Source organism: Agromyces sp. Y575, assembly GCF_059445445.1.
In genome coordinates this window covers 1,135,564-1,157,160 of the sequence record NZ_JCAIUI010000002.1, presented here as the reverse complement: position 1 = coordinate 1,157,160, position 21,597 = coordinate 1,135,564, and the positions used below count along the sequence as shown (strand labels likewise).

Here is a 21,597-nt window from a genome sequence, read left to right as displayed (position 1 = left end):
CGTGGGTCGCGGCACTCGCCCTCGCCCACAATCACCCGAGCGGTCGCGTCGAGCCGAGCGACGATGATCGACGAGTAACAACTCGACTCTCGAATGCGCGAGTCGCGGCGTCAGCGTCGCGGCTGCCCCTGGCGCACCTCTACCGGCCGATCACCCCATGCCGCGAGTCGCCCCTCGAGACCGGCTCGCACCGCGGGCCACTCGTCGATGATCACCGAGTACACCGCGCTGTCACGCCAGCTGCCGTCGGCGCGGCGCTTGTGGCGGCGCATGACACCGTCGAGGCGCGCACCGAGCTTCTCGATCGCCCCGCGGGATCGCGCGTTGTTCGCGTCGGCCTGGATCTTCACCCGGCCGAACCCGTTCCGGAAGGCGAGGTCGAGCAGCAGCAGCTTCGTCTCGGGGTTCACCGCGCTGCCCCAGACGCCCGGGTCGTAGGCGGTCCACCCGATGTGCGTCGACTCGTTCGGCAGGTCGAAATCGCCGAGCTTGGTCGCACCCACCACGCGGCCGTCGTCGGGACCGCCACGCAAGCGCACCGCCCACGGCATCACGGACTCGTCGCCCGAGTAGTACGACCGCGCGAACACCTCGAACCCGGCAAGGTCGGCCGGCAATCCAGCGGGGCCGCCGCCGTACCCGCCTGCGAAGACCTCGGGCCGGCAGAGGGCCTGGAACAGCTCGGGCACGTCGGCCTCGGCGAACGGGCTGAGTCGGATGAAACGGCCGACGAGTTCATCGTCGACAGGGTGCGTCGCGGTCACTGTTCGAGTCTGCCACGACGCACGTGAAGCGCACATGACGGGCGAGCGACGAGGAGGGTCCCCACGTGTCGCCGGCCTTCCCCTCGGCGAGCCCCCGCCCTACGATGACGAGAGCACGACGACTTCGAAACGAAAGGTGGGGGCCATGGGCGCTCTTGACGATCTGACCAACAAGGCCAAGGATTTCATCGAGGACAACAAGGAGAAGATCTCCGAAGTCCTGAACAGCGAACAGGCTGAAGACATCAGCGACAAGGTGCTCGACGGCGCTGCCGAGGCTGCCAAGAAGGTCGCCGGCGACCACGCCGACAAGATCGACGCGGTTCGCGACAACATCGACGGGGCCATCGGCACCGAGAAGTAGTCGAACCGACGAGAAGGGGGCGGATGTCACGGACATCCACCCCCTTCTCGTTCGTCGGCGCCCGGTCGGCTCTACTCGAGCAGGTCGTGCAGCGTGACGATCTCGTCGCGGCCGGGGCCGACGCCGATCGCGGAGATGCGCGAGCCGCTCATGCCCTCGAGTTCGCGCACATACGCCTGCGCGTTCGCGGGCAGGTCGGACAACTCGCGCGCACCCGTGATGTCTTCGGTCCAGCCGGGGAACTCCTCGTAGATCGGCTTCGCGTGGTGGAAGTCGGACTGGGAGACCGGCACCTCGTCGAAGCGTTCGCCGTCGACGTCGTACGCGACCGCGACGGGGATGCGCTCGATGCCGGTGAGCACGTCGAGTTTCGTGAGCACGAAGTCGGTGACGCCGTTGATGCGGGCGGCGTAGCGGGCGATGGGCGCGTCGTACCAGCCGGTGCGGCGCCGGCGGCCCGTGGTGGTGCCGAACTCGTGGCCCTGCTCGGTGAGGAAGTCGCCCCACTCGTCGAACAACTCGGTCGGGAACGGGCCTGCTCCGACGCGGGTGGTGTACGCCTTCACCACGGCGATGACCCGGTCGATTCGGTTCGGCGCGATGCCCGAGCCGGTGACGGCGCCGCCACTCGTCGCGTTCGACGAGGTGACGAAGGGGTAGGTGCCGTGGTCGACGTCGAGCATCGTGGCCTGGCCGCCTTCGAAGAGCACGGTCTCGCCGGCGTCGAGCGCCCGGTGCAGCAGCAACGCGGTGTCGGTGACCATCGGGCGCAGGCGGTCGACGTAGCCGAGCAGCTCGTCGACGACCTCGTCGACGCCGATCGCGCGACGGTTGTAGACCTTGACGAGCAGGTGGTTCTTCTGGTCGAGGGCGCCCTCGACCTTCTGCCGCAGGATGTTCTCGTCGAACAGGTCTTGCATGCGGATGCCGACCCGGTTGATCTTGTCGGCGTAGGCCGGGCCGATGCCGCGGCCCGTCGTGCCGATCTGCCGCTTGCCGAGGAACCGTTCGGTGACCTTGTCGAGGGTGCGGTGGTACTGCGTGATGAGGTGCGCGTTGGCGGAGACGCGCAGCTTCGAGACATCCACCCCTCGGCTTTCGAGTCCTTCGAGTTCTTCGAAGAGCACCTCGATGTCGACGACGACGCCGTTGGCGATCACCGGCGTGACGCCGGGCGTCAGGATGCCGGAGGGCAGCAGGTGCAGGGCGTACTTCTCGTCGCCGACGACGACGGTGTGCCCGGCGTTGTTGCCGCCGTTGAACTTGACGACGTAGTCGAGGCGCGAGCCGAGCAGGTCGGTCGCCTTGCCCTTGCCCTCATCGCCCCACTGTGCACCGATCAGTACGGCTGCGGGCATGTCAGTCCTCTCCTGCTCCTGCCGCGTCGGACACGGCGGGTTCGGCGATCGGGTCGCCGGTGTGTGCCTCGACGGATGTCGCAGGCGTGAAAGGTGGGCGCGCGGCGACGACGGGCATCAGCTGCGTCGGGGTGTACTCCGATGCGATGCGCGCCGGTGCTTCGGCGTCGGCGGTCGCGAGTTCATCGGCAAGACGCGTCGCGCGGTCGACGAGGCCGAGGCTCTCGGCGGCGCGACGCTGCGTGTCGAGGGCGCGCAAGTAGGCGCGGTTGGGCTCATCGGCCCACGCGACGAGGTCGCCCGGCTGCCAGCCGCCGGCGGCGAGCTGCTCCCGGGCGAGGTCGACCGCGACGGAGGCGAACGCGAAGGACTCGATGGCGCGGCCCTCTGAATCGGCGAGGTCGGCGAGTTCGGTCCAGGCGAGCGGCGACGACGGATGCCCCGCGACGACCGCCGAGACCGACGCGCGGTCGCCCTCGGCGAGCGCCTGCCGCACCTCGGGTTCGTCGGCGAGCGACGCCTCTGGCTCCGGTGCTGATTGATCTGCAGTCACACTCAACCTTATCGCGGGGGTCGCTCCGCGGGTTGAGGAGGAGCGACGCGACAACCGAAACCCGCAGCGCAAGTAGGCTGGAGGGCATGTCGAAAGTCCTGACCAGCCTCCCCGTCGGCGAACGCGTCGGCATCGCCTTCTCCGGAGGTCTCGACACCTCCGTCGCGGTCGCCTGGATGCGCGAGAAAGGCGCGGTGCCCTGCACCTACACCGCCGACCTCGGCCAGCCCGACGAGCCCGACGTCGAGGCCGTTCCCGACCGCGCGAAAGAGTACGGCGCCGAGATCGCCCGTCTCGTCGACTGCCGTTCTGCGCTCGTCGAAGAGGGGCTCGTGGCCCTCGCCACCGGTGCGTTCCACATCCGCTCGGGCGGCAAGACCTACTTCAACACGACCCCGCTCGGCCGCGCGGTCACCGGCACCCTGCTCGTGCGTGCGATGCGCGACGACGACGTCGAGATCTGGGGCGACGGCTCGACGTACAAGGGCAACGACATCGAGCGGTTCTACCGCTACGGCCTGCTCGCGAACCCGCGCCTGCGCATCTACAAGCCATGGCTCGACGAGGCGTTCGTCACCGAGCTCGGCGGCCGCACCGAGATGAGCGAGTGGATGATCGCGCGCGGCTTCCCGTACCGCGCCTCGGCCGAGAAGGCCTACTCCACCGACGCGAACATCTGGGGTGCGACGCACGAAGCGAAGACCCTCGAGCACCTCGACACCGGGGTCGAGATCGTCGAACCCATCATGGGCGTGCCCTCGTGGCGCGACGACGTCGAAATCGCCCCAGAGGTCGTCACGATCGGCTTCGAGGCGGGCCGACCCGTCACGATCAACGGTGCGGAGTTCGCCGACGCCGTCGCCCTCGTGCTCGAGGCGAACACGATCGGCGGCCGGCACGGCCTCGGCGTCTCCGACCAGATCGAGAACCGCATCATCGAGGCGAAGAGCCGCGGCATCTATGAGGCGCCCGGCATGGCGCTGCTGCACATCGCCTACGAGCGGCTGCTCAACGCGATCCACAACGAAGACACCGTGGCGAGCTACCACCAAGAGGGCCGCCGTCTCGGCCGGCTCATGTACGAGGGCCGCTGGCTCGACCCGCAGTCGCTCATGCTGCGCGAGTCGCTGCAGAAGTGGGTCGGCTCGGCCGTCACGGGCGAGGTCACCCTGCGCCTGCGCCGCGGCGACGACTACACGATCCTCGACACGCGCGGCCCCGCACTCAGCTACCACCCCGACAAGCTCTCCATGGAGCGCGTGGGCGACGCAGCATTCGGCCCGCTCGACCGCATCGGCCAGCTGACCATGCGCAACCTCGACATCGCCGACTCGCGCGCCCGCCTCGAGCAGTACGCGAAGCAGGGCATCGTCGGCGGCGAGACCGCGAAGCTCGTGGGCGACCTCACTCAGGGCGAAGCGGCCGAGATCACCGCCGGCGAGACCGAGACCGACCTCGAAGCGGCGACGGATGCCGCGATCGAGGCCGCGGCGTTCGACCTCGGCACCGACTGACTGAACCACCCGGCTGAGCCACCGGACCGAACCACCCGGCTGAGCCGGCCGGCTGGCCCACCCGGTCGGCGCTCGCCGGGTCAGGCGTGCGTCTGCTGGTGCGCCGCGACGTGCCACGCGCCGTCGTCGTAGAGGTACGTCGTCGACATGCGCAGGTTCACGGTGTCGTCGCCGCGCGTGGCCACGGCGCGGTACACGACGATGCCGGCACGGTCGCCGAGACGGATGACGGCGGGCTCGTGCAGTTCGTAGGTCTCCCACGGCGGAGTCTTGCGGAAGGCCGCCAGAATCTCGTCACGGCCGAGCATCGCCCCCTCGACGACCATGAGCGCATCGCGGGTCATCGCCCGCACGTAATGCTCCCCGCCCCGCCCCTCGACGATCGCCCGCCAGCCGGCGTGCTCCTCGTGCATGAGTCGAGCGGGCAGATCGTCGGTGATCTCGGTCATGCCCCAACGCTAACCGCGATCGCAGGCCACCGGAAGGGCAGCAGCTTTTGTACACTGCAGAGATACGGCGATGCCAGCGGGGAGGCAGCCATGAGGATCGAACTGCGCGGGGTGGCGAAAGGTCGGAACGGGCAAGCATTGCCGAACACGAATCTCTCGTACGAATCCGGGCGGGCGACGCTCGCTCGCGCCGAGACCGAACAGCGACCGACCGTGCTCGGCCTGATCGCGTCGGGGCGGATGCACCCCGACACCGGCACGGTGGAACTCGACGGCCGCCAGGATGCCGCGTCCATCCGCCGGCGGGTCGCACTCGTCGATGCACCCGACGTCTCCGACCCGGCTCCGCGCGTGACGGTCGCCGGCGTCGTCGCCGAAGAGCTCATGTTCGCGGGGCGGGCCTCCAACCCGATCGCAGTGAAGCGCTGGCTCCGCGAGATGGGCCTCGATGTGCTCGCCCGAGTGCCCATCGCCGACGTCGCCCCCCGCGAACGCCTGCAGCTGATGACCGAGCTCGCGATCCTCCGCACGGGCGTCGAAGGGCTCGTGGTCGTCGCGCCCGACCGGCATGGCGGCGATCCGGTGGTCTGGTGGGAGCAGGCGAAAGACCTCGCCGAACGCGGTTTCGCCGTGCTCATGATCGCCGGTGACGCCTCGGCCACCGCGATCGGCGCCGCCGCGATGATCTCGCGGATGCGAGGGGGCGACGAGGATGAACAGGCCCTCGCGGCTGGAGGCCTCGCATGAAGGGTCCGCAGGTGAAGCTGCCGCGCATGAAGGTGCCGCAGATGATCGCAGCCGAACTGCGGCGACTCATGTCCACCACGATGTCGCGCCTCGCCCTCCTCGCGCTCATCGCGGTGCCGATCCTCTACGGAGGTCTGTATCTCTGGGCGAACCAGGACCCGTACGCGAAGCTGCCGGAAATTCCTGTCGCCCTCGTGGTCGAAGACACCGGCGTGCCTGCCGACGGCGACACGCCGGCCCGCAACGTCGGCGACGAGGTCGCCGACGAGCTGCTGAAGGGCGATGCTTTCGACTGGCATCGAGTCTCGGCCAAAGAGGCGAAAGAGGGCCTCGCCCGCGATGAGTTCGACTTCGCGATCACGATTCCCGCGGACTTCTCCGAGGCGCTCACCTCAGTGTCGGGCGATGACCCGCGCCAGGCCGAGCTCGTGCTCCAGACGTATGACGCGAACAGCTATCTTGCGAGCACGATCGGCTCGCAGGCCATCGAGAAGATTCGCACGACGGTTGCCCAGGAGGTCGGCCGGGAAGCGGCGACGACGCTGCTCGATTCGATCCAGACGATCCGCGGGAAGATCGTCGAGGCAGGCAACGGGGCCGCACAACTCGCCGACGGCGCCGCCGAGCTCGCTTCGGGCACCGCCGAACTCCTCGCGGGCACGGGGAGCGCCGTCGACGGTGCCGCCCAGCTCGGAGCGGGGGCCACGACCCTCGCCGACGGTGCAGCTCGCGTCGCCAACGGCAACGCCGAGCTCGCAACCGCCGCCGATCGCGTCGGTGCGGCCGTCGCCGACGTGACCGCCGCCCTGCCGCAGGCTCGCGCCGACCTCGCAGCCGACCTCGCAGCGGCCGGTCTCGATCAGGCGACGATCGATGCCGTGCTCGCACGGCTCGACCCGATCGGCGCCGATCTGGAGGCGGGCGACCAGCGGGTGCAGGAGGTCGTCGGGCAGATCGACGAACTCGCCTCCGGCAGTGCGGAGCTCGCCGACGGCGCCGTCACGCTCCGCGACGGCATCGGCACACTGGGCACCGGGCTCGGCACGCTCAACAGCGGGGCAGGCACACTGAATTCCGGCGCCGGCACGCTCTCGAGTGGCGCCGCAGAGCTGCGCGACGCGCTGACGAGCGGTGCCGCGGAGATCCCCGACTCGAGCGAGCAGACCCGCAACGCGCAGGCCGCGACGATCGCCGATCCGGTTGCGCTCGAGACGAGCGCCGTCGCCGCCGCCGCCAACTACGGCGCCGGCCTCGCACCGTTCTTCGCGGCACTGGCCGGCTGGATCGGCATCTACGCCCTCTTCCTCATCGTGAAGCCGATCTCGCGTCGGGCGGTCACCGCGTTGCACTCGCCGTTCCGCGTCACGCTCGCCGGCTGGATGACACCCGGACTGCTCGGCGTGCTGCAGATGGGCCTGCTCTACCTCGTGCTCGCCTTCGCACTCGACTTCACCATGGTGCATCCACTCGGCACGCTCGGCACCATGATGTTCGCCTCGGTCACCTATGCCGCGATCATCCTCGCGCTGAACGTCTGGCTCGGCGAGGTCGGCCAGTTCCTCGGGCTCGTGCTCATGGTGCTGCAGCTCGTGACGGCAGGCGGCACGTTCCCGTGGCAGACCCTGCCCGGGCCGCTCGCGGCCCTGCACCATGTGCTGCCGATGAGCTACGTCGTCGATGCGATGCGGCAGTTCATGTACGGCGGTGACCTCTCGCGCACGGTGACGGATGCCACGGTGCTCGCCTGTTGGCTCGTCGGAGGACTCGTCATCGCCGCGATCGGGGTCACCCGCATGACGCACTTCCGCACGCTGCGCGACCTCGAACCGAGCATCCTCGGGTGAGGCGGACGGCTCGCTCAGAGCCAGTTGCGACTCTTGAAAACGCCGTAGAGGAGGCAGCCGAGCAGCACCATGAGGAGCACGGCGAACGGGTAGCCCCACGGCCAGTCGAGCTCGGGCATGTACCTGAAGTTCATGCCGTAGATCGTGCCGACGAGGGTCGGCGCGAAGAGAATGGCCGCCCAACTCGAAATCTTCTTCGTCTGCTCGCTCTGGGCGAGGCTCGTCTCGGTGAGGCGCTTCATCTCGTCGTTCTGGCGCTGGCCGACGAGGGTGGCGTGCACGGTCAGCGCGTTCTGCAGGAGCTGGCGGAACGACTCGCCGCGCTCGACCGCACGGATGACATGGTCGAGCACGTCGCGCAGGTAGCGCTGCAGCTCGAGGTCGACGCCGTACTTCTCGAACCCCCGCTCGAGCGCCTGGAACATGTCGACGAGCGGCCGAGTCGCCCGCTGGAACTCCATGACCTCGCTCGAGAGATCGTAGATGCGGCGGGTGACCATCGGGTCGCCGTCGAAGAGCTGCTCCTCGATCTCGTCGATGTCGTTCTCGAGGCCGGCGAGCACGGGGAGATACTCGTCGACGACCTCGTCGAGGATCGCGTAGAGCACGGCTTCAGGGCCCTTTGCGAGCAGTTCGGGTGAACTCTCGAGTCGTTTGCGAACCTTCGCGAGGTCGGGCGACTCGGCCCGGCGCACGCTGATCGCGTAGTCCTTGCCGACGAAGAGGTGGAGCTCGCCGAACTCGACCTCCTCTTCAGCATCGAGGTAGCGGGCTGGGCGCAGCACCACGAAGAGCGAGTCGCCGTACCGTTCGAGTTTCGCGCGCTGGTGGCCCTTGCGGGCGTCTTCGACGGCGAGATCATGCAGGCCGAACTCCTGTGCGACCGCGTCGAGCTCCTCGTCAGTCGGGCGGTAGAGGCCGATCCAGGCGAACCCGCCGTGCTCGGCTCGCGTCTCGAAGGTCTCGTCGAGGCTCGCAGGCGTGGCGACGCGCGCGCCGTCGCGATAGATCGCGTTGTCGATGACTGTCATCGGTGCCAGTGTGGCAGACCTCTGCAGGTTGAGCCTGTCGAAACCGACCCGAGGAGCGGTTTCGGCAAGCTCAACCCGCATCGGTGCCAGTGTCGCAGACCTCTGCAGGTTGAGCCTGTCGAAACCGACCCGAGGAGCGGTTTCGGCAAGCTCAACCCGCAGAGCCGGATGGGTTCACTCCGCAGGTGCGGGCGGTACGGCGTGGGTGAGCACCCAGGAGTGCATCGCGATCGCGGCCGCGGCACTCGCGTTGAGCGAGCGGGTCGAGCCGTACTGCGTGATCTCGACGATGGCATCGGCGGCCTCGGTCGCCTCGGGCGAGAGACCGGGCCCCTCCTGCCCGAAGAGCAGCACGCAGCGCTCGGGCCACGCGAACGCCTCGATCGGCACGGCGCCCTCGACGTTGTCGACGGCGATGACGGGCACGGATGCCTTGTGCGCCCACTCGGCGAACGCCGCGACATCCGGGTGGTACTCGACGTGCTGGTAGCGGTCGGTGACCATCGCGCCGCGCTTGTTCCAGCGCCGGCGGCCGATGATGTGCACGGTGTCGGCGGCGAACGCGTTGGCGCTCCTCACGATCGAGCCGATGTTCATGTCGTGCTGCCAGTTCTCGATGGCGACGTGGAACGGGTGCCGGTGCTCGTCGATGTCGGCGACGATCGCGTCCATGCGCCAATACCGGTAGCGGTCGATGACGTTGCGGGTGTCGCCGTGCTCGAGCAGCTCGGGGTCGAACTGCGGGTCGCTCGGCCAGTCGCCTTCGCCGCCCGGCCAGGGGCCGACGCCGTGCGTCAGCGAGGGCTCGGGGACATCCGCTTCGCTCGGCTCTTCGTTCACCTGTGCAACGCTACCCATTCTCGTGTCGCCGACGCCGATCGGGGGTTTTCGGGGAGCCTAAATATTGCTAGGTTTTCGGTATGCCGAAAGCTCCCGACCATGAGCTCGACGATCAGATTCGCTCGACGGATGCCCCGGGCGAACCCGAGGCCGCCGGCAACGCGAAGCGCGCGACATCCGTGCCCCGCACCGCCTGGCTGATCGGCCCGGCTCTCGTGGCGGGCGTCGCCTACCTCGACCCCGGCAACGTCGCGAGCAACATGACCGCCGGTGCGCAGTACGGCTACCTGCTCGTCTGGGTCGTCGTGCTCGGCAACGTCATGGCGTGGCTCATCCAGTACCTCTCGGCGAAGCTCGGCATCGTCACCGGGCGCAGCCTTCCCGAAGTGCTCGGCGGCCGCATCCGCAACCGATGGGGTCGCCGCGCCTACTGGCTGCAGGCCGAGCTCGTCGCCATGGCGACCGACCTCGCCGAGGTGATCGGCGGCGCGGTCGCGCTCAACCTGCTCTTCGGCGTGCCGCTCCTCTGGGGCGGGCTGATCACGGGCACGGTGTCGATCGTGCTGCTCGTGCTCCAGTCGCGGCGTGGCCCGCGCACCTTCGAATTCGTCATCATGGGCCTGCTCGCGATCATCGCGATCGGCTTCACCGTCGGCGTCTTCGTCGCACCGCCCGACCCCGCCGGCCTCCTCGCCGGGCTCGTGCCGCGCTTCGCCGACGCCAACTCGGTGCTGCTCGCCGCATCGATTCTCGGCGCGACGATCATGCCGCACGCGATCTACGCGCACTCGGCGCTCGCTCGCGATCGCTTCGCGACGCGGCGGGCCCGAACCGTGGCCGCGAACAAGGTCGCGTGGCACGGCTTCGGCATCCGGGGCGGCACGGCTGCGCCGGAGCTGGCGCCCGGCACGGCGACCGAGGTGCCGACCGGCGTGCTCGTGCGCGCGACCCGGTGGGATGTCTCGATCGCGATGGCGATCGCCGGCACGGTGAACCTCTGCATCCTGCTGCTCGCCGCAGTGAACCTTTCGGGCGTCGAGGGCACCGACAGCCTCGAAGGCGCGTACGCTGCGCTCGGAGTCGCGCTCGGTCCGGTCATCGCGACCCTCTTCGCGGTCGGCCTGCTCGCCTCGGGCCTCGCCTCGACCTCGGTCGGCGCTTACGCCGGCGCCGAGATCATGCACGGACTGCTGCACGTGCGGGTGCCGCTGATCTTCCGCCGACTCGTGACCCTGATCCCGGCGCTCGTCATCCTCTGGCTCGGCTTCGACCCGACCCTCTCACTCGTGCTCAGCCAGGTCGTGCTCTCGTTCGGCATCCCGTTCGCCCTCATCCCGCTCGTCGTGCTCACCGCGAAGGCCGGCGTGCTCGGCCGGTGGAAGAACCACTGGGCGACGACTGCGGCGGGAGTCGCGTCATCCGTCTTCTTGATCGCGCTCAACGGTGTGCTGCTCTGGCTCGTGTTCACCGGGGCGTGACTGGCGGCCATGACGGCTGATGGGCGCCCGATAGTCTGAGGCCGATGCCCAGCACCCAGAGTCCCGCGATCGAGGACTACCTGAAAACGGTGTATGCACACACCGAATGGCAGCCCGACCCCATCACCCCGTCGGTGCTCGCCGGGCGCCTCGGTGTCGCCCCGTCGTCGGTCACCGAGATGGTCAAGAAGATGGCCGCGGCCGGCCTCGTCTCGCATGTGCCCTACGGCGCCGTGCGCCTGACCGATCTCGGCCTCGCCCGCGCCCTCGCCGTCGTGCGTCGGCACCGCCTCATCGAGACCTGGCTCGTTCAGGAGATGGGCTACAGCTGGGACGAGGTGCACGACGAGGCCGAGATCCTCGAACACGCCATCTCCGACCGCCTGCTCGAAGCCATCGACGTGCGCCTCGAGCGCCCGCGGCACGACCCGCACGGCGACCCGATCCCCGCCGCCGACGGCACGCTCGTGCGCGAGCCGGCCGTACTCCTCGCCGACGCTCCGAGCGGCCACCGCGGCACGGTGCTACGCATCAGCGACCGCGACCCCGCCGTGCTGCGAGAACTCGAGCGCGGCGGCATCCGCCCGGGTGTCGAGATCAGGGTCGCGGATGTCGCAGCCGGCCGGGTTCGCCTGCGGGTGCTCGGCGCGGCCGACGCAGACGCAGACCTGCCCGCCGAGGTCGCCGCCGCGATCTGGGTGACGGCCTGATCCGAAACCCGCCCTCCCGCGAATCGCGTTCATCATGCACGATGGAGTCATGGGAGCCTCAGGAACCCGAACCATCCCCGAACCGACCGATGCCCAGTGGCAACGAATGTTGCGCTACGGCGCGGCGACACCGACGCAGACCGGCGACGTGCTCTTCTCGGCGGGCGACCGCTGGTACGACCTCGTGCTCGTCGAATCGGGCACCGTCGACATCGTCCGCGAACCGCTCAAGTGGGTCGAGGAGACGCGCATCGCAACGCTCGGCCCGCGGACCTTCGTGGGCGAGCTCGGGCTGCTCAACGGGCAGCGCGCGTTTCTCACGGCGCGCGTCGTCGAAGCCGGCCGCGTGCACCGCATCGACCACGAGTCGCTGCAACGCATGATGGCCGAAGACGACGAGCTCTGCGACCTCATGCTGCGCACCCTCTGGGCGAGGCGCGAGCAACTGCGGCGCGGACCTGCCGCGTGGACGCTCAAGATCATCGGCTCCGGACGCTCGCGCGAGGCCGTGACGCTGCGACGGTACGCCGAGCGACTCGACCTCGTGCACACGTGGGCCGACATCGACGACCCCGAGACGGCGGCCGCGTTCGCGCACCACGGAGTCTCGACCGACGACCTGCCCGTCGCGGTCGTGCAGGGCGAGAGCCTGCCGAACGCCACCCCCGGACAGCTCGCGGAGGTGCTCGGCCTGGCGTACGCCGCCGAAGACGACGCCACCGTCGACCTGGCCGTGGTCGGTGCCGGGCCGGCCGGGCTCGCCGCCGCGATCTACGGCGCCTCAGAGGGGCTGCGCACCGTGCTGCTCGATGCTGTCGCGCCGGGCGGCCAGTCCTCGGCGACCTCCCGCATCGAGAACTACCTGGGATTCCCCTTCGGCGTCAGCGGCGACGATCTCACCGCACAGGCGTCGCTGCAGGCGATCAAGTTCGGCGTGCACGTGATCGCGCCGTGCGAGGCGGTACGGCTCGAGACCGATTCCGACGCCCTTCACCTGACGCTGGATGACGGAGCGGTCGTGCGCGCCCGGGCCCTCGTCGTCACGACGGGCGTGACCTACCGGTCGCTGGACCTCGATCGGTGGAACGAGTTCGAGGGCTCCGGCATCCACTACGCGGCATCGATGCTCGAGCTGCGCCAGGTCGCTGGCGCCGAGGTCGTGGTGGTCGGCGGTGCGAACTCCGCAGGTCAGGCCGCACTCGCCCTCGCTGCGAGCGGATGCCTCGTGCGCCTCGTCGTGCGCGCCGACGACCTCGGGCGGCAGATGTCGAGCTACCTGGTCGACCGCATCATCGACGACGTGCGAATCGATGTGCACACGGGCACGCGCGTGGTCGGCCTCGACGGCGACAACGGCCTCGAGCGGGTCACGCTCGCCGGCGAGGTCGAGCAGACCGTCGAGTGCCGCGGCTTGTTCTGCTTCATCGGTGCCGAGCCGGCGACCGAGTGGTTGGGCGGTCTCGAGCGCGACGCCGACGGCTACCTGCACACCGGTGCCGACGTCGTCGGCCTCGGCGACTCGTGGCGCGACCTCGGTCGCATGCCGTTGCCGTTCGAGACCTCGATGCCGAGGGTGTTCGCCGCCGGTGACGTGCGGCGGGGCTCGATGAAGCGCGTGGCCGCCGCCGTCGGCGAGGGATCGAGCGCGGTCGCCTCGGTGCATCAGGCACTCGCGGCCGCGGAGGTGTTCGCGTGAGCGAGTTCGCGCCGCCGCCCAGCGGTTCCGGATGCGCCGACTGCATCGAGGGAGGCGGCTGGTGGTTCCATCTGCGCCGCTGCGTCGACTGCGGCCAGATCGGATGCTGCGACTCCTCGCCTTCGCAGCACACCCGCCAGCATGCGGAGGAGTCCGGTCACCGCGTGGCGACGTCGTTCGAGCCCGGCGAGCACTGGTTCTGGGATTACGTCACCGAGGCATCGGCCAAGTCGACTCCGCTCAGTCCCCCGTTCGCCCACCCCGACGACCAGCCGGTGCCCGGTCCCGAAGGCCGCGTACCCGCGGACTGGCGCGCACTCCTGCACTGAACACGCATGCCGTGGCCTGCGAACGCCGCTCCGCGACATCCACTCGCCGCTCGAACATCATCCGCCCGTGACCTCCGCGGCATAGTCTGGAGCACATGTCACGACGTGAAGAAGTCGAGTGCTGGCTGACCGATATGGACGGCGTGCTCGTGCACGAGAACCACGCCCTGCCAGGCGCTGGCGCGTTGCTGCAGCAGTGGGAGGACGCCGGCACGCCCTACCTCGTGCTCACGAACAACTCCATCTTCACGGCGCGCGACCTGTCGGCGCGGCTGCGGGGGTCGGGCCTCAACGTGCCCGAAGACCGCCTCTGGACTTCGGCGCTCGCCACGGCCGACTTCCTGAAGCAGCAGGTGCCGGGCGGCACCGCCTTCGTCATCGGCGAGGCCGGCATCCTCACCGCGCTGCACGACGCGGGGTTCGTGATGACTGAGACCGCGCCCGACTTCGTCGTCGTCGGCGAGACCCGCAACTACTCGTTCGAGGCGATCACGAAGGCGATCCGCCTGATCGGCAAGGGTGCGCGGTTCATCGTCACGAACCCCGACGCCACCGGGCCGAGCGCCGACGGGCCACTGCCCGCGACCGGGGCGATCGCCGCGCTCATCACGAAGGCGACGGGCAAGGAGCCCTACGTCGTCGGCAAGCCGAACCCGATGATGTTCCGTTCGGCGCTCAACAAGATCGGCGCGCACTCCGAGAACACGGCGATGATCGGCGACCGCATGGACACCGACATCGTCGCCGGCATCGAGGCGGGCCTCCACACGATCCTCGTGATGACCGGCATCAGCGACCAGGCCGAGATCGAGAAGTACCCGTTCCGCCCCGACGAGATCCTCTCGGGCGTCGCCGAGCTCGTGCACGAGGCGCCGGCCGAGACCGAGCTGTAGCGACGCGGTCGAGCACCTCGGGGTCGAGATCGAGCTCGGCCGCGCGTCTCAGTGCCTTCCCTGAGCCCCCGCCCGGGCCGACCCCGACGCCGAGCACTCGTCCGGCCCGTAACGTCGCACGGGTTGCGTCCGGTTCTCCACCGAGTGGCCGGTTCCCCGGCACAGCGAGCACCGCCCGGCGACCCCGGGTCCGTTGACCTTACTCGACGATTTCCGGCTCGATCCATGCAACCGACTCATCCATCCTTCCGTCGCGCCCTGCTCGGCTGCGGCGTGCTCCTCATCGCCTCCACGGCCGTGCAGTTGTCAGCCGTCATCTCGCACGGCATGTTCGACCGCCTCGGGCCGCTCGGCGTGAGTGGCCTGCGATTCGCGATCGCCGCGGCGCTCGCCGCCGTGATCATCCGCCCGCGACTGGCCGGGCGGTGCCGCGCCGAGTGGCTCGCGCTCCTCGCCTACGGCACCTCGATCGCGGCGATGAACGTCTGCTTCCACGTGGCGCTCGAGTTCGTGCCGCTCGGCGTCGCGATCACGATCGAGTTCATGGGCCCGTTCCTCGTGGCGGCGCTCGCGGTGCGGCGGCCGCTCATGGTCGTGTTCCCGCTACTCGGGCTCGGCGGTGTCGCGCTCATCACGAGACCCACGCCCGACGTGAATCCGATCGGCCTGATCGCCGCAGGCGTCGCAGGAGCTTCACTCGCCGCGTACACGCTGCTCGCCGAGCGGATCGGCCGCACGACGCGCTCGTCTGATCAGCCTCGAGCGAATGCGCTGCACGACCTGACGCTCGCCGTGATCGTCGCCGCCGTGCTCACGGCGCCGCTCGGCATCGGTGCGCTGCCGGCCGTCACGCCCGCCGACCTCGCGCCGCTCGGCGTCGCCGCGGTGCTCGGGGTGCTGATCGCCTTCGGCTGCGACATGCTCGCGGTGCGCCTGACCTCGGCCCGCACCGTCGCCGTGCTGTTCTCCGTCGATCCGGCTCTCGCGGCGATCATCGGCACACTCCTGCTCGGCCAGGTGCTCGACGTGCTCACCCTCGCGGGCATCTTCCTGGTCTGCGTCGCGGGCGGCGCGACGATCCTCCTCGCCGGCTCAGCGCGCCAGGTGCCCGCGGGTGCAGCGGCGAGGGCTTCGGCCAGAATTCAGAAGCCCGACCAATAGCTGCCCTGCTCCTTGCCGCGCTCGGCCTCGAGCATCGCGTCGGCGGCTTCAGGGTCGGCTCCGCGAGTCTTCTCGGAGTGCCGCCGCAGCGAACTGGAGATCGTCGATGGTTGCGGCCACGGAATCCCGCTGCAACGGCCCGAGTGGTTGAACGCACGCGTCGCCCGATTGGCTCTCCATGCCGTGATCGAGAGTGCGAACCGTCCGGTCCGACCGGCGCGACCAGCGACCGCCTCAGGCCAGTCGGGCCACGGATGCCTCGACGCCCGCCCAGAACCGGTCCACGTCGATCTCGGTCGCGACCCACGCGTTCGGCTCGCGCCCGAGCATGCCGTCGAGGTCGACGCTCGTCGCGCCAACCGTCTCGGTGCCGGTCAGCTCGATGTCGAGCCGGGTGCGGCGCAGCACGACGCTCGCGGGGTCGGCGAGCACGGCGACCGCGACCGGGTCGTGCAGCGGCCCATCGGGCATGCCGAACACCTCGGCGTTCGTTCGGCAGAAGAAGTCGAACAGTTCCTCACCGAAGGCCGAGGTGCGATTGCCGATCGCGGCGAGGCGTTCACGCACCGCCGCCGTGACGAGCGCCCGATGGGTCACATTCAATCCCACCATCGTGAACCGCACTCCGCTGCGCACGACGAGGTCGAGTGCCTCCGGGTCGACCCAGGCGTTGAACTCGGCGTAGGGCGTGACGTTGCCGCGTTCGGTGGAGCCGCCCATCCAAACGACCTCGCGGATGCGCCCGGCGAGCTCGGGCCGGTCGCGCAGCAGCACGGCGATGTTCGTGAGCGGCCCGGTCGCGATGATCGCGACGGGGGCGGCCTCGACCGAGGCCGCGAGCGTTTCGGCGATGAGCTCGGTCGCGCTGCGCGTGTCGAGCAGCACGGTCGGTTCGGGCAGCTCGGGGCCGCCGAGTCCGTTCTCACCGTGGATCCACTCGGCCGTCTGCAACGCACGCACGAGCGGACCGGCGGCGCCTGCCGAGACCGGCACGTCGACGATACCGGCGACGGACAGGGCGATTCGGGCATTGCGGCTCGTGTGCTCGAGCGGCACGTTGCCGCCCACCGTCGTGACAGCGAGCAACTCGAGCGACGGATGCCCCGCCGCGAGCCACAGCGCGAACACGTCGTCGTGCCCGGGGTCGCAGTCGACGATCACGGGGATGCTCACTCGGCGACGCTCCTCATGGGCCGGTGATCACAGCGGCAGCAGCAGCAGCGGCAGCGGCAGCAGCAGCAGCGAGGACAGCCGACCGTGGTGCGTACGAGTCGACGGTGCCGCGCGCCTGCACGGCGAGCGCGCCGGCCGCGCCGGCGATGCGCAGCGCCTCGGGCAGCGTGCGCCCCTCGGCGAGGAACGCCGCGAGCGTGCCGGTGAACCCGTCGCCGGCGCCGGTCGTGTCGACCGCGGTCACGCGGGGGGCGACGACGGCCCACGACCCGCTCGCGTCGGCCGCGACCGCGCCCGCCGCACCGAGGGTCACGACGACCGAGCGGGCGATGCCGCCGGCCGCGGATGCCGCGAAACCGCGCCACTCGTCGAGGGTCGCGCCCGCCGGGGCATCCGTGCCGATGCCGACCGCTCGCGCCTCATGCTCGTTCAGCACGAGCGGGTCGGCTGTACGCAGGGTCTCGGCGGAGACCTGGGCCGGCGGTGCGAGGTTCAGCACGAACCGCACTCCGAGGGCTGCCGCGACGGCGCCGATGCGTTCGATCGTGGGCACCGGCAGCTCGCCCTGCGTGAGCACGAGCGCCGCAGCAGCGAGGCGTTCGCGTTCCGCGTCGACGAGCGCGGGCGTGAGCGCGAGGTTCGCGCCACCGGTGACGATCACGGTGTTCTCACCCGAGTCGGCGACGGTGATCTGGGCGACGCCGGTCGGGGCATCCGCGGCCTGTCGCACCGCCGACATCGGCAGGCCCAGGCGCTCGAGCGTCGCGCGGGCGAACGCGCCGCTCGCATCTTCGCCGATGCACGCCACGAACGCGACCTCGAGACCTGCGACGTGCGCAGCGACGGCCTGGTTCGCCCCCTTGCCGCCGAGCGCCACTCGGAAGTCGCGGGCGAGGATCGTCTCGCCGGGCGCGGGGAACGCCTCGACGTAACTCGTCGAATCGACGTTCAGCGAGCCGAACACGACGACTGGGCCGCGCGGCAGTGCAGGCTCCTCGGGCGCGTTCGCGCTCATGTCGCTCAGACCGCCGGGCCGGGTCCGTTGATCGGCCCAGTCAGCGCCTCTCCGCCCGCGCGATTCGCGAAGCAGTAGTAGCTGCGCTGACCCGCTGCCCACTGCTCCTCGGTCACCGGGAAGCTACCCGTCACCTGCAGATCGGGGATGCCTGCGACCAAACCCCGATCGATGATGCCGGCAGCAGTGCAGAGCCCTGCCATCTGTGCGCCGAGCTCGGCCTCACCCGGGAACGGCGCCGCGGCGTCACCGGGCAGGGTGCCGCGATAGACGAGCTGGGCCGCGTGCGGCGCCGCGCAGTCGACGACGGTGAACTCCTCAGCCCAGACGCCGACGAACGGGTCGATGCACTCGCCGCCGAAGAGGGTGTCCCACGGGTGCACTCCGGCGGGCTGTGCAGCGGTCGGAGCAGCCGAAGCTGTCTCCGACGGCGTCTCCGAGGCGCTGCCCGACGGCTGCTCACCGCCGTCGTCGCCGCTCGCGAGTTGTGTGCCGAGGAAGTACAGCCCGACGATCACGAGCAGCACGACGAGACCGCCGGCCACCCAGGTGAGGGTGCGCATCGTGCGATTGCCGCCCTTCGGGGTGCCCGGGGAGCTGCCCCCGTTCGCGCCGCCCCCGCCGCCGCCATTGCCGCCGCCGCCATTGCCGCCGCCGCGTCCGCCGCGGTCGCTACCCACGCTGCCGGTGCGCTGCGGGCCGATGCCGTCTCCGGCGGCACGCGTGCCCGGTGCGGGTACCCGCCCGGCTGCTGCGGGATACCCGCCCGTCGCGGCTGCGGCGAACGGGTCGTTCGGGCCCGATGCGCCGGCGGCAGCGGCAGCGCCGAAGAGTGAAGAGAGCGAGTCGGCCTCGGATGCCCCGTGCTGCTGGTTCGCCGGCGATTGCATGCCGACCATGGGGAACGCGACCGTCGCGGCATCCGGAGCGAAGCGACCGTCGTCGGTGAAAGGCTCGGGGTCGCGGCCGGAGGACCACTCGGGCTCCGCCGTGGGTTCGAAGGCCGGTTCGGGCCCGAATGCGAACTCGGGCTCGGGCTCGGTGCGGGGGAGGAACGAGGTCGCCACCGCCTCGGGGCTCGACTTCGGGTCTTCGGCCGTCGGATCGGGCGTCAGGTTCCAGAGGTAGCCGGGTTCGTCCGTGTCGCGAGCGATCGGCGAATCGTCGAATTCGGGCTCAGGGTCGTCGCCACGGCCACGGCCACGTCCGAAGAATCGGCCACGGATGCCGGAAGCCGGTTCGTCATCGTAGTCATCGTGCTGCAGTTCGCCGATGTCTCCATCGTCGTCGTCATTGAAATTGAGCCCGAGTGCGTCGAGGCCCATCGGCCCGGTCGCCGGGTTCTGCGGGTTCTGCGGGTTCTGCGGGTTCGCCGCACCGTACGGGTCGCGCGCGGGCGGAACCGCCTCGCGACCTCGCGGTGCGCCGCTTCCGAGGGAGGCGAGCAGGTCGTCGACGGGTGCCGGCGGCTGCCGGGAGGGGTCGTCGCCACCTGCGCCGGCCGACGCGAACGCGGGGAACGGCGTCGTGTTGAACGCATCCGCCTCGCGCGCACGCGCGCCGACCTGCGCGTTCTCCTGATCGCGGCCCGCACCGTTCACCTCGATGAAGGGGAAGCCCGCGTGCGACTCGGGCACGGGCGCCGGGGCGGGCGCCGCGGCAGCCGGATACTGCGGCTCTGCGGGCCGCCATTGCACAGCCGGCGGGGCGAACGGAGCTGCGGCTTGCGGGATGACCGGCGGACGCGGTGCTGCGGCCGGCGGAAGGGGTGCCGCAGCGGGCGGAAACGGCGCTGCAGCCGGCGGAAGGGGTGCCGCAGCCGGAGCTCGATACTCGGGCGAGGGCTCCGGCGGCGGCGATGCGGGCTGCACCGGCACGGCCGTCGCGGCGGTGAGCGCCGCGAACGGGTCGGTGGTCTCGGCCGCGAACGCGCCGAAGCGGCCATGGTCCGTTCGAGCCGGGGCGGCCTGCTGCGCGGGCGGTGCGGCCTGCTGCGCGGGCGGTGCGGCCCGGGCGGCCTGCTGCGCGGGCGGTGCGGCCTGCTGCGCAGGCGGGGCGGGCGGAGTCGGTGCCTGGTCGGGCTCGTTCAGCGCGGCCCACAGCTCGTGGTCGTAGCGGGCGGTCGACGACGGAGTCTGGGGCGAACGCGCATCCAGGTCGTCGTAACGCGCAGTCGGTGACGGGGTGCGCGGGGACCGCGCGTCCCATCCGGCCGGGGCCGACGCCGGTGCGGTCGGGTGGACCGGCGTGGGGGTCGCCGGTGCCGCCTGCTCTGCGACCGGCTGCACCGGGGCGAACGACTGCCGGGCGACGGGCGGCTGCGGCGCGAAGCCGGCGAACGGAGGCTCCACTCCGCCGGCCGCCGGGGCGATCGGTGCAGTCGGCGCGACCGGCGGAACCGGAGCGGCCGGCGGTACCGCTGCGGCGGGAGCGACGGATGCCGCGGCCGGTGCGACATCGGAAGGAGCGGCCGGCGTGCCGGAGAGACCGCGGAACGCTGCTCGAATCGCGTCTTCGGACTCGAGGTCGTTCGATCCCCACGTCAGCGCGAAGGGCGCCGTGGGAGTGACCGGTCCGGGCGGAGTCGCCGGGGCGAAGGGTGCGGTCGCGGCGGGCGCCACCGGCGCTGCAGGAGGCACGGGCGGGCCGACGGGCGCGACCGGCGGCCATGGCGCAGCCGTAGGGGGAATCGGGGCCGGGCCTGCGGCCGAAGGCGCCCCGACCGGGGGCTCGACCTGCGTCAGGTACACCGGGGTCGGGGCAGGAGTCTGCTGCTGACCGACGGCGAACGGCGGAGTCCACGATGGGAAGGCGGAGGGCTCGGCCGGCGCCGGCGCTACCGCCGGCGTCTGCTGGGGGGCCGGCGTACCGACGACGGGAAGTGCGCGGGTCGCGGCATCCGTCGGCTGCGCGGGGGCTTCGGAGAACCAGTCGAGCACTTCTTCACGGCGCGGCGCCGGCGTGGCAGGCGATGCCGGCCGAACCTGCTGCACCGGTTGGGCGGGCGGGGCGACGGGAGGTTGCGGAAGCGGGGGAACGTCACGGCGCGGCGCATCGCCGTTCGCCAACTGGGCGAGCAGCCAATCCGCGCCGTCGCCCCCCATGCCCTGCCCGTCGCCGCTCATCAGGCCAACCCCAGGTCTTCCAGCCCGATGGCGTAGAGGTAGGGCACCCCCGCAGCCTCGATGACCTCACGGGCACCGGTCGCCCGATCAACGACCACCGCGACTGCCACGACTTCGGCGCCGACCTTCTTCAGCGCCTCGATCGCCTGCAACGGTGTGCCGCCCGTCGTCGAGGTGTCTTCGAGCACGATGACCCGCTTGCCGTCGAGGTCGGGACCTTCGACCTGCTTGCCGCGCCCGTGGTCTTTCGGCTCCTTGCGCACGACGAACGCGTCGTACTCGAGGCCCTGCGCGGCACCCTGATGCAGGATCGCTGCGGCGATCGGGTCGGCGCCCATGGTCATGCCGCCGACGGCGAAGACATCGGGCACCTCTTTGATGACGTCGATCATGACCTGGCCGATGAGCGGCGCGACCCGATGGTCGAGGCTCACCTTGCGGAGGTCGACGTAGTAGGTGGCCTTCTTGCCGCTCGTCAGGGTGAAGTCCCCGTGGAACACGGCGTCGGCCGCGATGAAGTCGATCAACTGGGCGCGCGCAGCGTCGATGGGCT

20 protein-coding genes and 1 pseudogene are annotated in these 21,597 nt (G+C 70.6%); 11 read left to right on the top strand and 10 right to left on the bottom strand.

Annotated elements, in window-relative coordinates:
• Window positions 1-20: 20 nt before the first annotated feature.
• A pseudogene (locus AC1C2U_RS11540) lies at window positions 21-86 on the top strand (JAB domain-containing protein); the annotation flags it as partial.
• A 24-nt stretch (window positions 87-110) separates the two neighbouring features.
• Here AC1C2U_RS11540 and AC1C2U_RS11535 read toward each other — a convergent pair.
• Window positions 111-764 carry a GNAT family N-acetyltransferase gene (locus AC1C2U_RS11535; protein ID WP_495361874.1) on the bottom strand — a complete coding sequence of 218 codons (654 nt, stop codon included), beginning with the start codon at window positions 762-764 and terminating at the stop codon, window positions 111-113.
• A gap of 145 nt (window positions 765-909) precedes the next feature.
• Here AC1C2U_RS11535 and AC1C2U_RS11530 point away from each other — a divergent pair, with 145 nt between their 5' ends.
• On the top strand, window positions 910-1,128 hold the full coding sequence (locus AC1C2U_RS11530; RefSeq protein WP_495361873.1) for a hypothetical protein: 219 nt from the start codon (window positions 910-912) through the stop codon (window positions 1,126-1,128).
• Between the two features lie 71 nt (window positions 1,129-1,199).
• On the opposite strand, the gene AC1C2U_RS11525 is transcribed toward AC1C2U_RS11530, so the two are convergent.
• On the bottom strand, window positions 1,200-2,486 hold the full coding sequence (locus tag AC1C2U_RS11525; protein WP_495361872.1) for an adenylosuccinate synthase: 1,287 nt from the start codon (window positions 2,484-2,486) through the stop codon (window positions 1,200-1,202).
• Window position 2,487: 1 nt separating this feature from the next.
• Entirely contained in the window at window positions 2,488-3,039 is a 552-nt protein-coding gene (locus AC1C2U_RS11520; protein ID WP_495361871.1) for a DUF3151 family protein, read from the bottom strand.
• An 86-nt stretch (window positions 3,040-3,125) separates the two neighbouring features.
• Here AC1C2U_RS11520 and argG point away from each other — a divergent pair, with 86 nt between their 5' ends.
• Window positions 3,126-4,553, top strand: coding sequence for an argininosuccinate synthase (gene argG / locus AC1C2U_RS11515; protein ID WP_495361870.1), 1,428 nt, complete (start codon window positions 3,126-3,128; stop codon window positions 4,551-4,553).
• A gap of 80 nt (window positions 4,554-4,633) precedes the next feature.
• Here argG and AC1C2U_RS11510 read toward each other — a convergent pair whose 3' ends face one another.
• On the bottom strand, window positions 4,634-5,002 hold the full coding sequence (locus AC1C2U_RS11510; protein WP_495361869.1) for a nuclear transport factor 2 family protein: 369 nt from the start codon (window positions 5,000-5,002) through the stop codon (window positions 4,634-4,636).
• Window positions 5,003-5,092: 90 nt separating this feature from the next.
• Between AC1C2U_RS11510 and AC1C2U_RS11505 the strand changes: the two genes are divergently transcribed.
• Window positions 5,093-5,749, top strand: coding sequence for a hypothetical protein (locus AC1C2U_RS11505; RefSeq protein WP_495361868.1), 657 nt, complete (start codon window positions 5,093-5,095; stop codon window positions 5,747-5,749).
• Between the two features lie 26 nt (window positions 5,750-5,775).
• A complete protein-coding gene (locus tag AC1C2U_RS11500; protein ID WP_495361987.1) occupies window positions 5,776-7,593 on the top strand; it encodes a YhgE/Pip family protein in 1,818 nt (605 codons plus the stop codon).
• Window positions 7,594-7,607: 14 nt separating this feature from the next.
• On the opposite strand, the gene corA is transcribed toward AC1C2U_RS11500, so the two are convergent.
• A complete protein-coding gene (gene corA, locus AC1C2U_RS11495; protein ID WP_495361867.1) occupies window positions 7,608-8,624 on the bottom strand; it encodes a magnesium/cobalt transporter CorA in 1,017 nt (338 codons plus the stop codon).
• Between the two features lie 174 nt (window positions 8,625-8,798).
• Window positions 8,799-9,482 (bottom strand): TrmH family RNA methyltransferase, encoded by a 684-nt coding sequence (locus tag AC1C2U_RS11490; RefSeq protein WP_495361866.1) that lies wholly within the window; start codon window positions 9,480-9,482, stop codon window positions 8,799-8,801.
• Window positions 9,483-9,544: 62 nt separating this feature from the next.
• Between AC1C2U_RS11490 and AC1C2U_RS11485 the strand changes: the two genes are divergently transcribed.
• The 6 genes from AC1C2U_RS11485 (at window position 9,545) to AC1C2U_RS11460 (ending at window position 15,731) form a co-directional block, all read left to right on the top strand.
• The gene (locus AC1C2U_RS11485; protein ID WP_495361865.1) at window positions 9,545-10,942 is read left to right on the top strand and encodes an Nramp family divalent metal transporter; all 1,398 of its coding nucleotides are present in this window, start codon (window positions 9,545-9,547) and stop codon (window positions 10,940-10,942) included.
• Window positions 10,943-10,986: 44 nt separating this feature from the next.
• Window positions 10,987-11,652, top strand: a complete 666-nt coding sequence (locus tag AC1C2U_RS11480) for a metal-dependent transcriptional regulator (RefSeq protein ID WP_495361864.1) — start codon at window positions 10,987-10,989, stop codon at window positions 11,650-11,652.
• A 49-nt stretch (window positions 11,653-11,701) separates the two neighbouring features.
• Window positions 11,702-13,348, top strand: a complete 1,647-nt coding sequence (locus tag AC1C2U_RS11475; protein WP_495361863.1) for an FAD-dependent oxidoreductase — start codon at window positions 11,702-11,704, stop codon at window positions 13,346-13,348.
• Window positions 13,345-13,677, top strand: a complete 333-nt coding sequence (locus AC1C2U_RS11470; protein ID WP_495361862.1) for a UBP-type zinc finger domain-containing protein — start codon at window positions 13,345-13,347, stop codon at window positions 13,675-13,677. Before AC1C2U_RS11475 ends, AC1C2U_RS11470 begins: the two co-directional genes overlap by 4 nt.
• Before the next feature lie 95 nt (window positions 13,678-13,772).
• On the top strand, window positions 13,773-14,570 hold the full coding sequence (locus tag AC1C2U_RS11465) for an HAD-IIA family hydrolase (protein WP_495361861.1): 798 nt from the start codon (window positions 13,773-13,775) through the stop codon (window positions 14,568-14,570).
• Between the two features lie 225 nt (window positions 14,571-14,795).
• The gene (locus tag AC1C2U_RS11460; protein ID WP_495361860.1) at window positions 14,796-15,731 is read left to right on the top strand and encodes an EamA family transporter; all 936 of its coding nucleotides are present in this window, start codon (window positions 14,796-14,798) and stop codon (window positions 15,729-15,731) included.
• A 234-nt stretch (window positions 15,732-15,965) separates the two neighbouring features.
• Here the strand turns inward: AC1C2U_RS11460 and AC1C2U_RS11455 are convergent, their stop codons facing one another.
• The 4 genes from AC1C2U_RS11455 to pyrE are packed head-to-tail and all read right to left on the bottom strand — an operon-like array spanning window position 15,966 to window position 21,592.
• Window positions 15,966-16,904: a nucleoside hydrolase gene (locus AC1C2U_RS11455; protein WP_495361859.1), complete on the bottom strand. Its 939-nt coding sequence runs from the start codon at window positions 16,902-16,904 to the stop codon at window positions 15,966-15,968.
• A 13-nt stretch (window positions 16,905-16,917) separates the two neighbouring features.
• On the bottom strand, window positions 16,918-17,919 hold the full coding sequence (locus AC1C2U_RS11450; RefSeq protein ID WP_495361858.1) for a ribokinase: 1,002 nt from the start codon (window positions 17,917-17,919) through the stop codon (window positions 16,918-16,920).
• 5 nt (window positions 17,920-17,924) lie between these two features.
• Entirely contained in the window at window positions 17,925-21,044 is a 3,120-nt protein-coding gene (locus AC1C2U_RS11445; RefSeq protein WP_495361857.1) for a hypothetical protein, read from the bottom strand.
• Window positions 21,044-21,592 carry an orotate phosphoribosyltransferase gene (gene pyrE / locus AC1C2U_RS11440; RefSeq protein ID WP_495361986.1) on the bottom strand — a complete coding sequence of 183 codons (549 nt, stop codon included), beginning with the start codon at window positions 21,590-21,592 and terminating at the stop codon, window positions 21,044-21,046. The genes AC1C2U_RS11445 and pyrE overlap by 1 nt, the downstream gene beginning before the upstream one ends.
• Between the last annotated feature and the right edge of the window lie 5 nt (window positions 21,593-21,597).

Coding starts and splice junctions, on each gene's coding strand:
- AC1C2U_RS11530 (WP_495361873.1), top strand. CDS start 910: ATGGGCGCTCTTGACGATCTGACCAACAAGGCCAAGGATTTCATCGAG.
- AC1C2U_RS11525 (WP_495361872.1), bottom strand. CDS start 2,486: ATGCCCGCAGCCGTACTGATCGGTGCACAGTGGGGCGATGAGGGCAAG.
- argG (WP_495361870.1), top strand. CDS start 3,126: ATGTCGAAAGTCCTGACCAGCCTCCCCGTCGGCGAACGCGTCGGCATC.
- AC1C2U_RS11510 (WP_495361869.1), bottom strand. CDS start 5,002: ATGACCGAGATCACCGACGATCTGCCCGCTCGACTCATGCACGAGGAG.
- AC1C2U_RS11505 (WP_495361868.1), top strand. CDS start 5,093: ATGAGGATCGAACTGCGCGGGGTGGCGAAAGGTCGGAACGGGCAAGCA.
- AC1C2U_RS11500 (WP_495361987.1), top strand. CDS start 5,776: ATGAAGGTGCCGCAGATGATCGCAGCCGAACTGCGGCGACTCATGTCC.
- corA (WP_495361867.1), bottom strand. CDS start 8,624: ATGACAGTCATCGACAACGCGATCTATCGCGACGGCGCGCGCGTCGCC.
- AC1C2U_RS11490 (WP_495361866.1), bottom strand. CDS start 9,482: ATGGGTAGCGTTGCACAGGTGAACGAAGAGCCGAGCGAAGCGGATGTC.
- AC1C2U_RS11485 (WP_495361865.1), top strand. CDS start 9,545: ATGCCGAAAGCTCCCGACCATGAGCTCGACGATCAGATTCGCTCGACG.
- AC1C2U_RS11480 (WP_495361864.1), top strand. CDS start 10,987: ATGCCCAGCACCCAGAGTCCCGCGATCGAGGACTACCTGAAAACGGTG.
- AC1C2U_RS11475 (WP_495361863.1), top strand. CDS start 11,702: ATGGGAGCCTCAGGAACCCGAACCATCCCCGAACCGACCGATGCCCAG.
- AC1C2U_RS11465 (WP_495361861.1), top strand. CDS start 13,773: ATGTCACGACGTGAAGAAGTCGAGTGCTGGCTGACCGATATGGACGGC.
- AC1C2U_RS11460 (WP_495361860.1), top strand. CDS start 14,796: ATGCAACCGACTCATCCATCCTTCCGTCGCGCCCTGCTCGGCTGCGGC.
- AC1C2U_RS11450 (WP_495361858.1), bottom strand. CDS start 17,919: ATGAGCGCGAACGCGCCCGAGGAGCCTGCACTGCCGCGCGGCCCAGTC.
- AC1C2U_RS11445 (WP_495361857.1), bottom strand. CDS start 21,044: ATGAGCGGCGACGGGCAGGGCATGGGGGGCGACGGCGCGGATTGGCTG.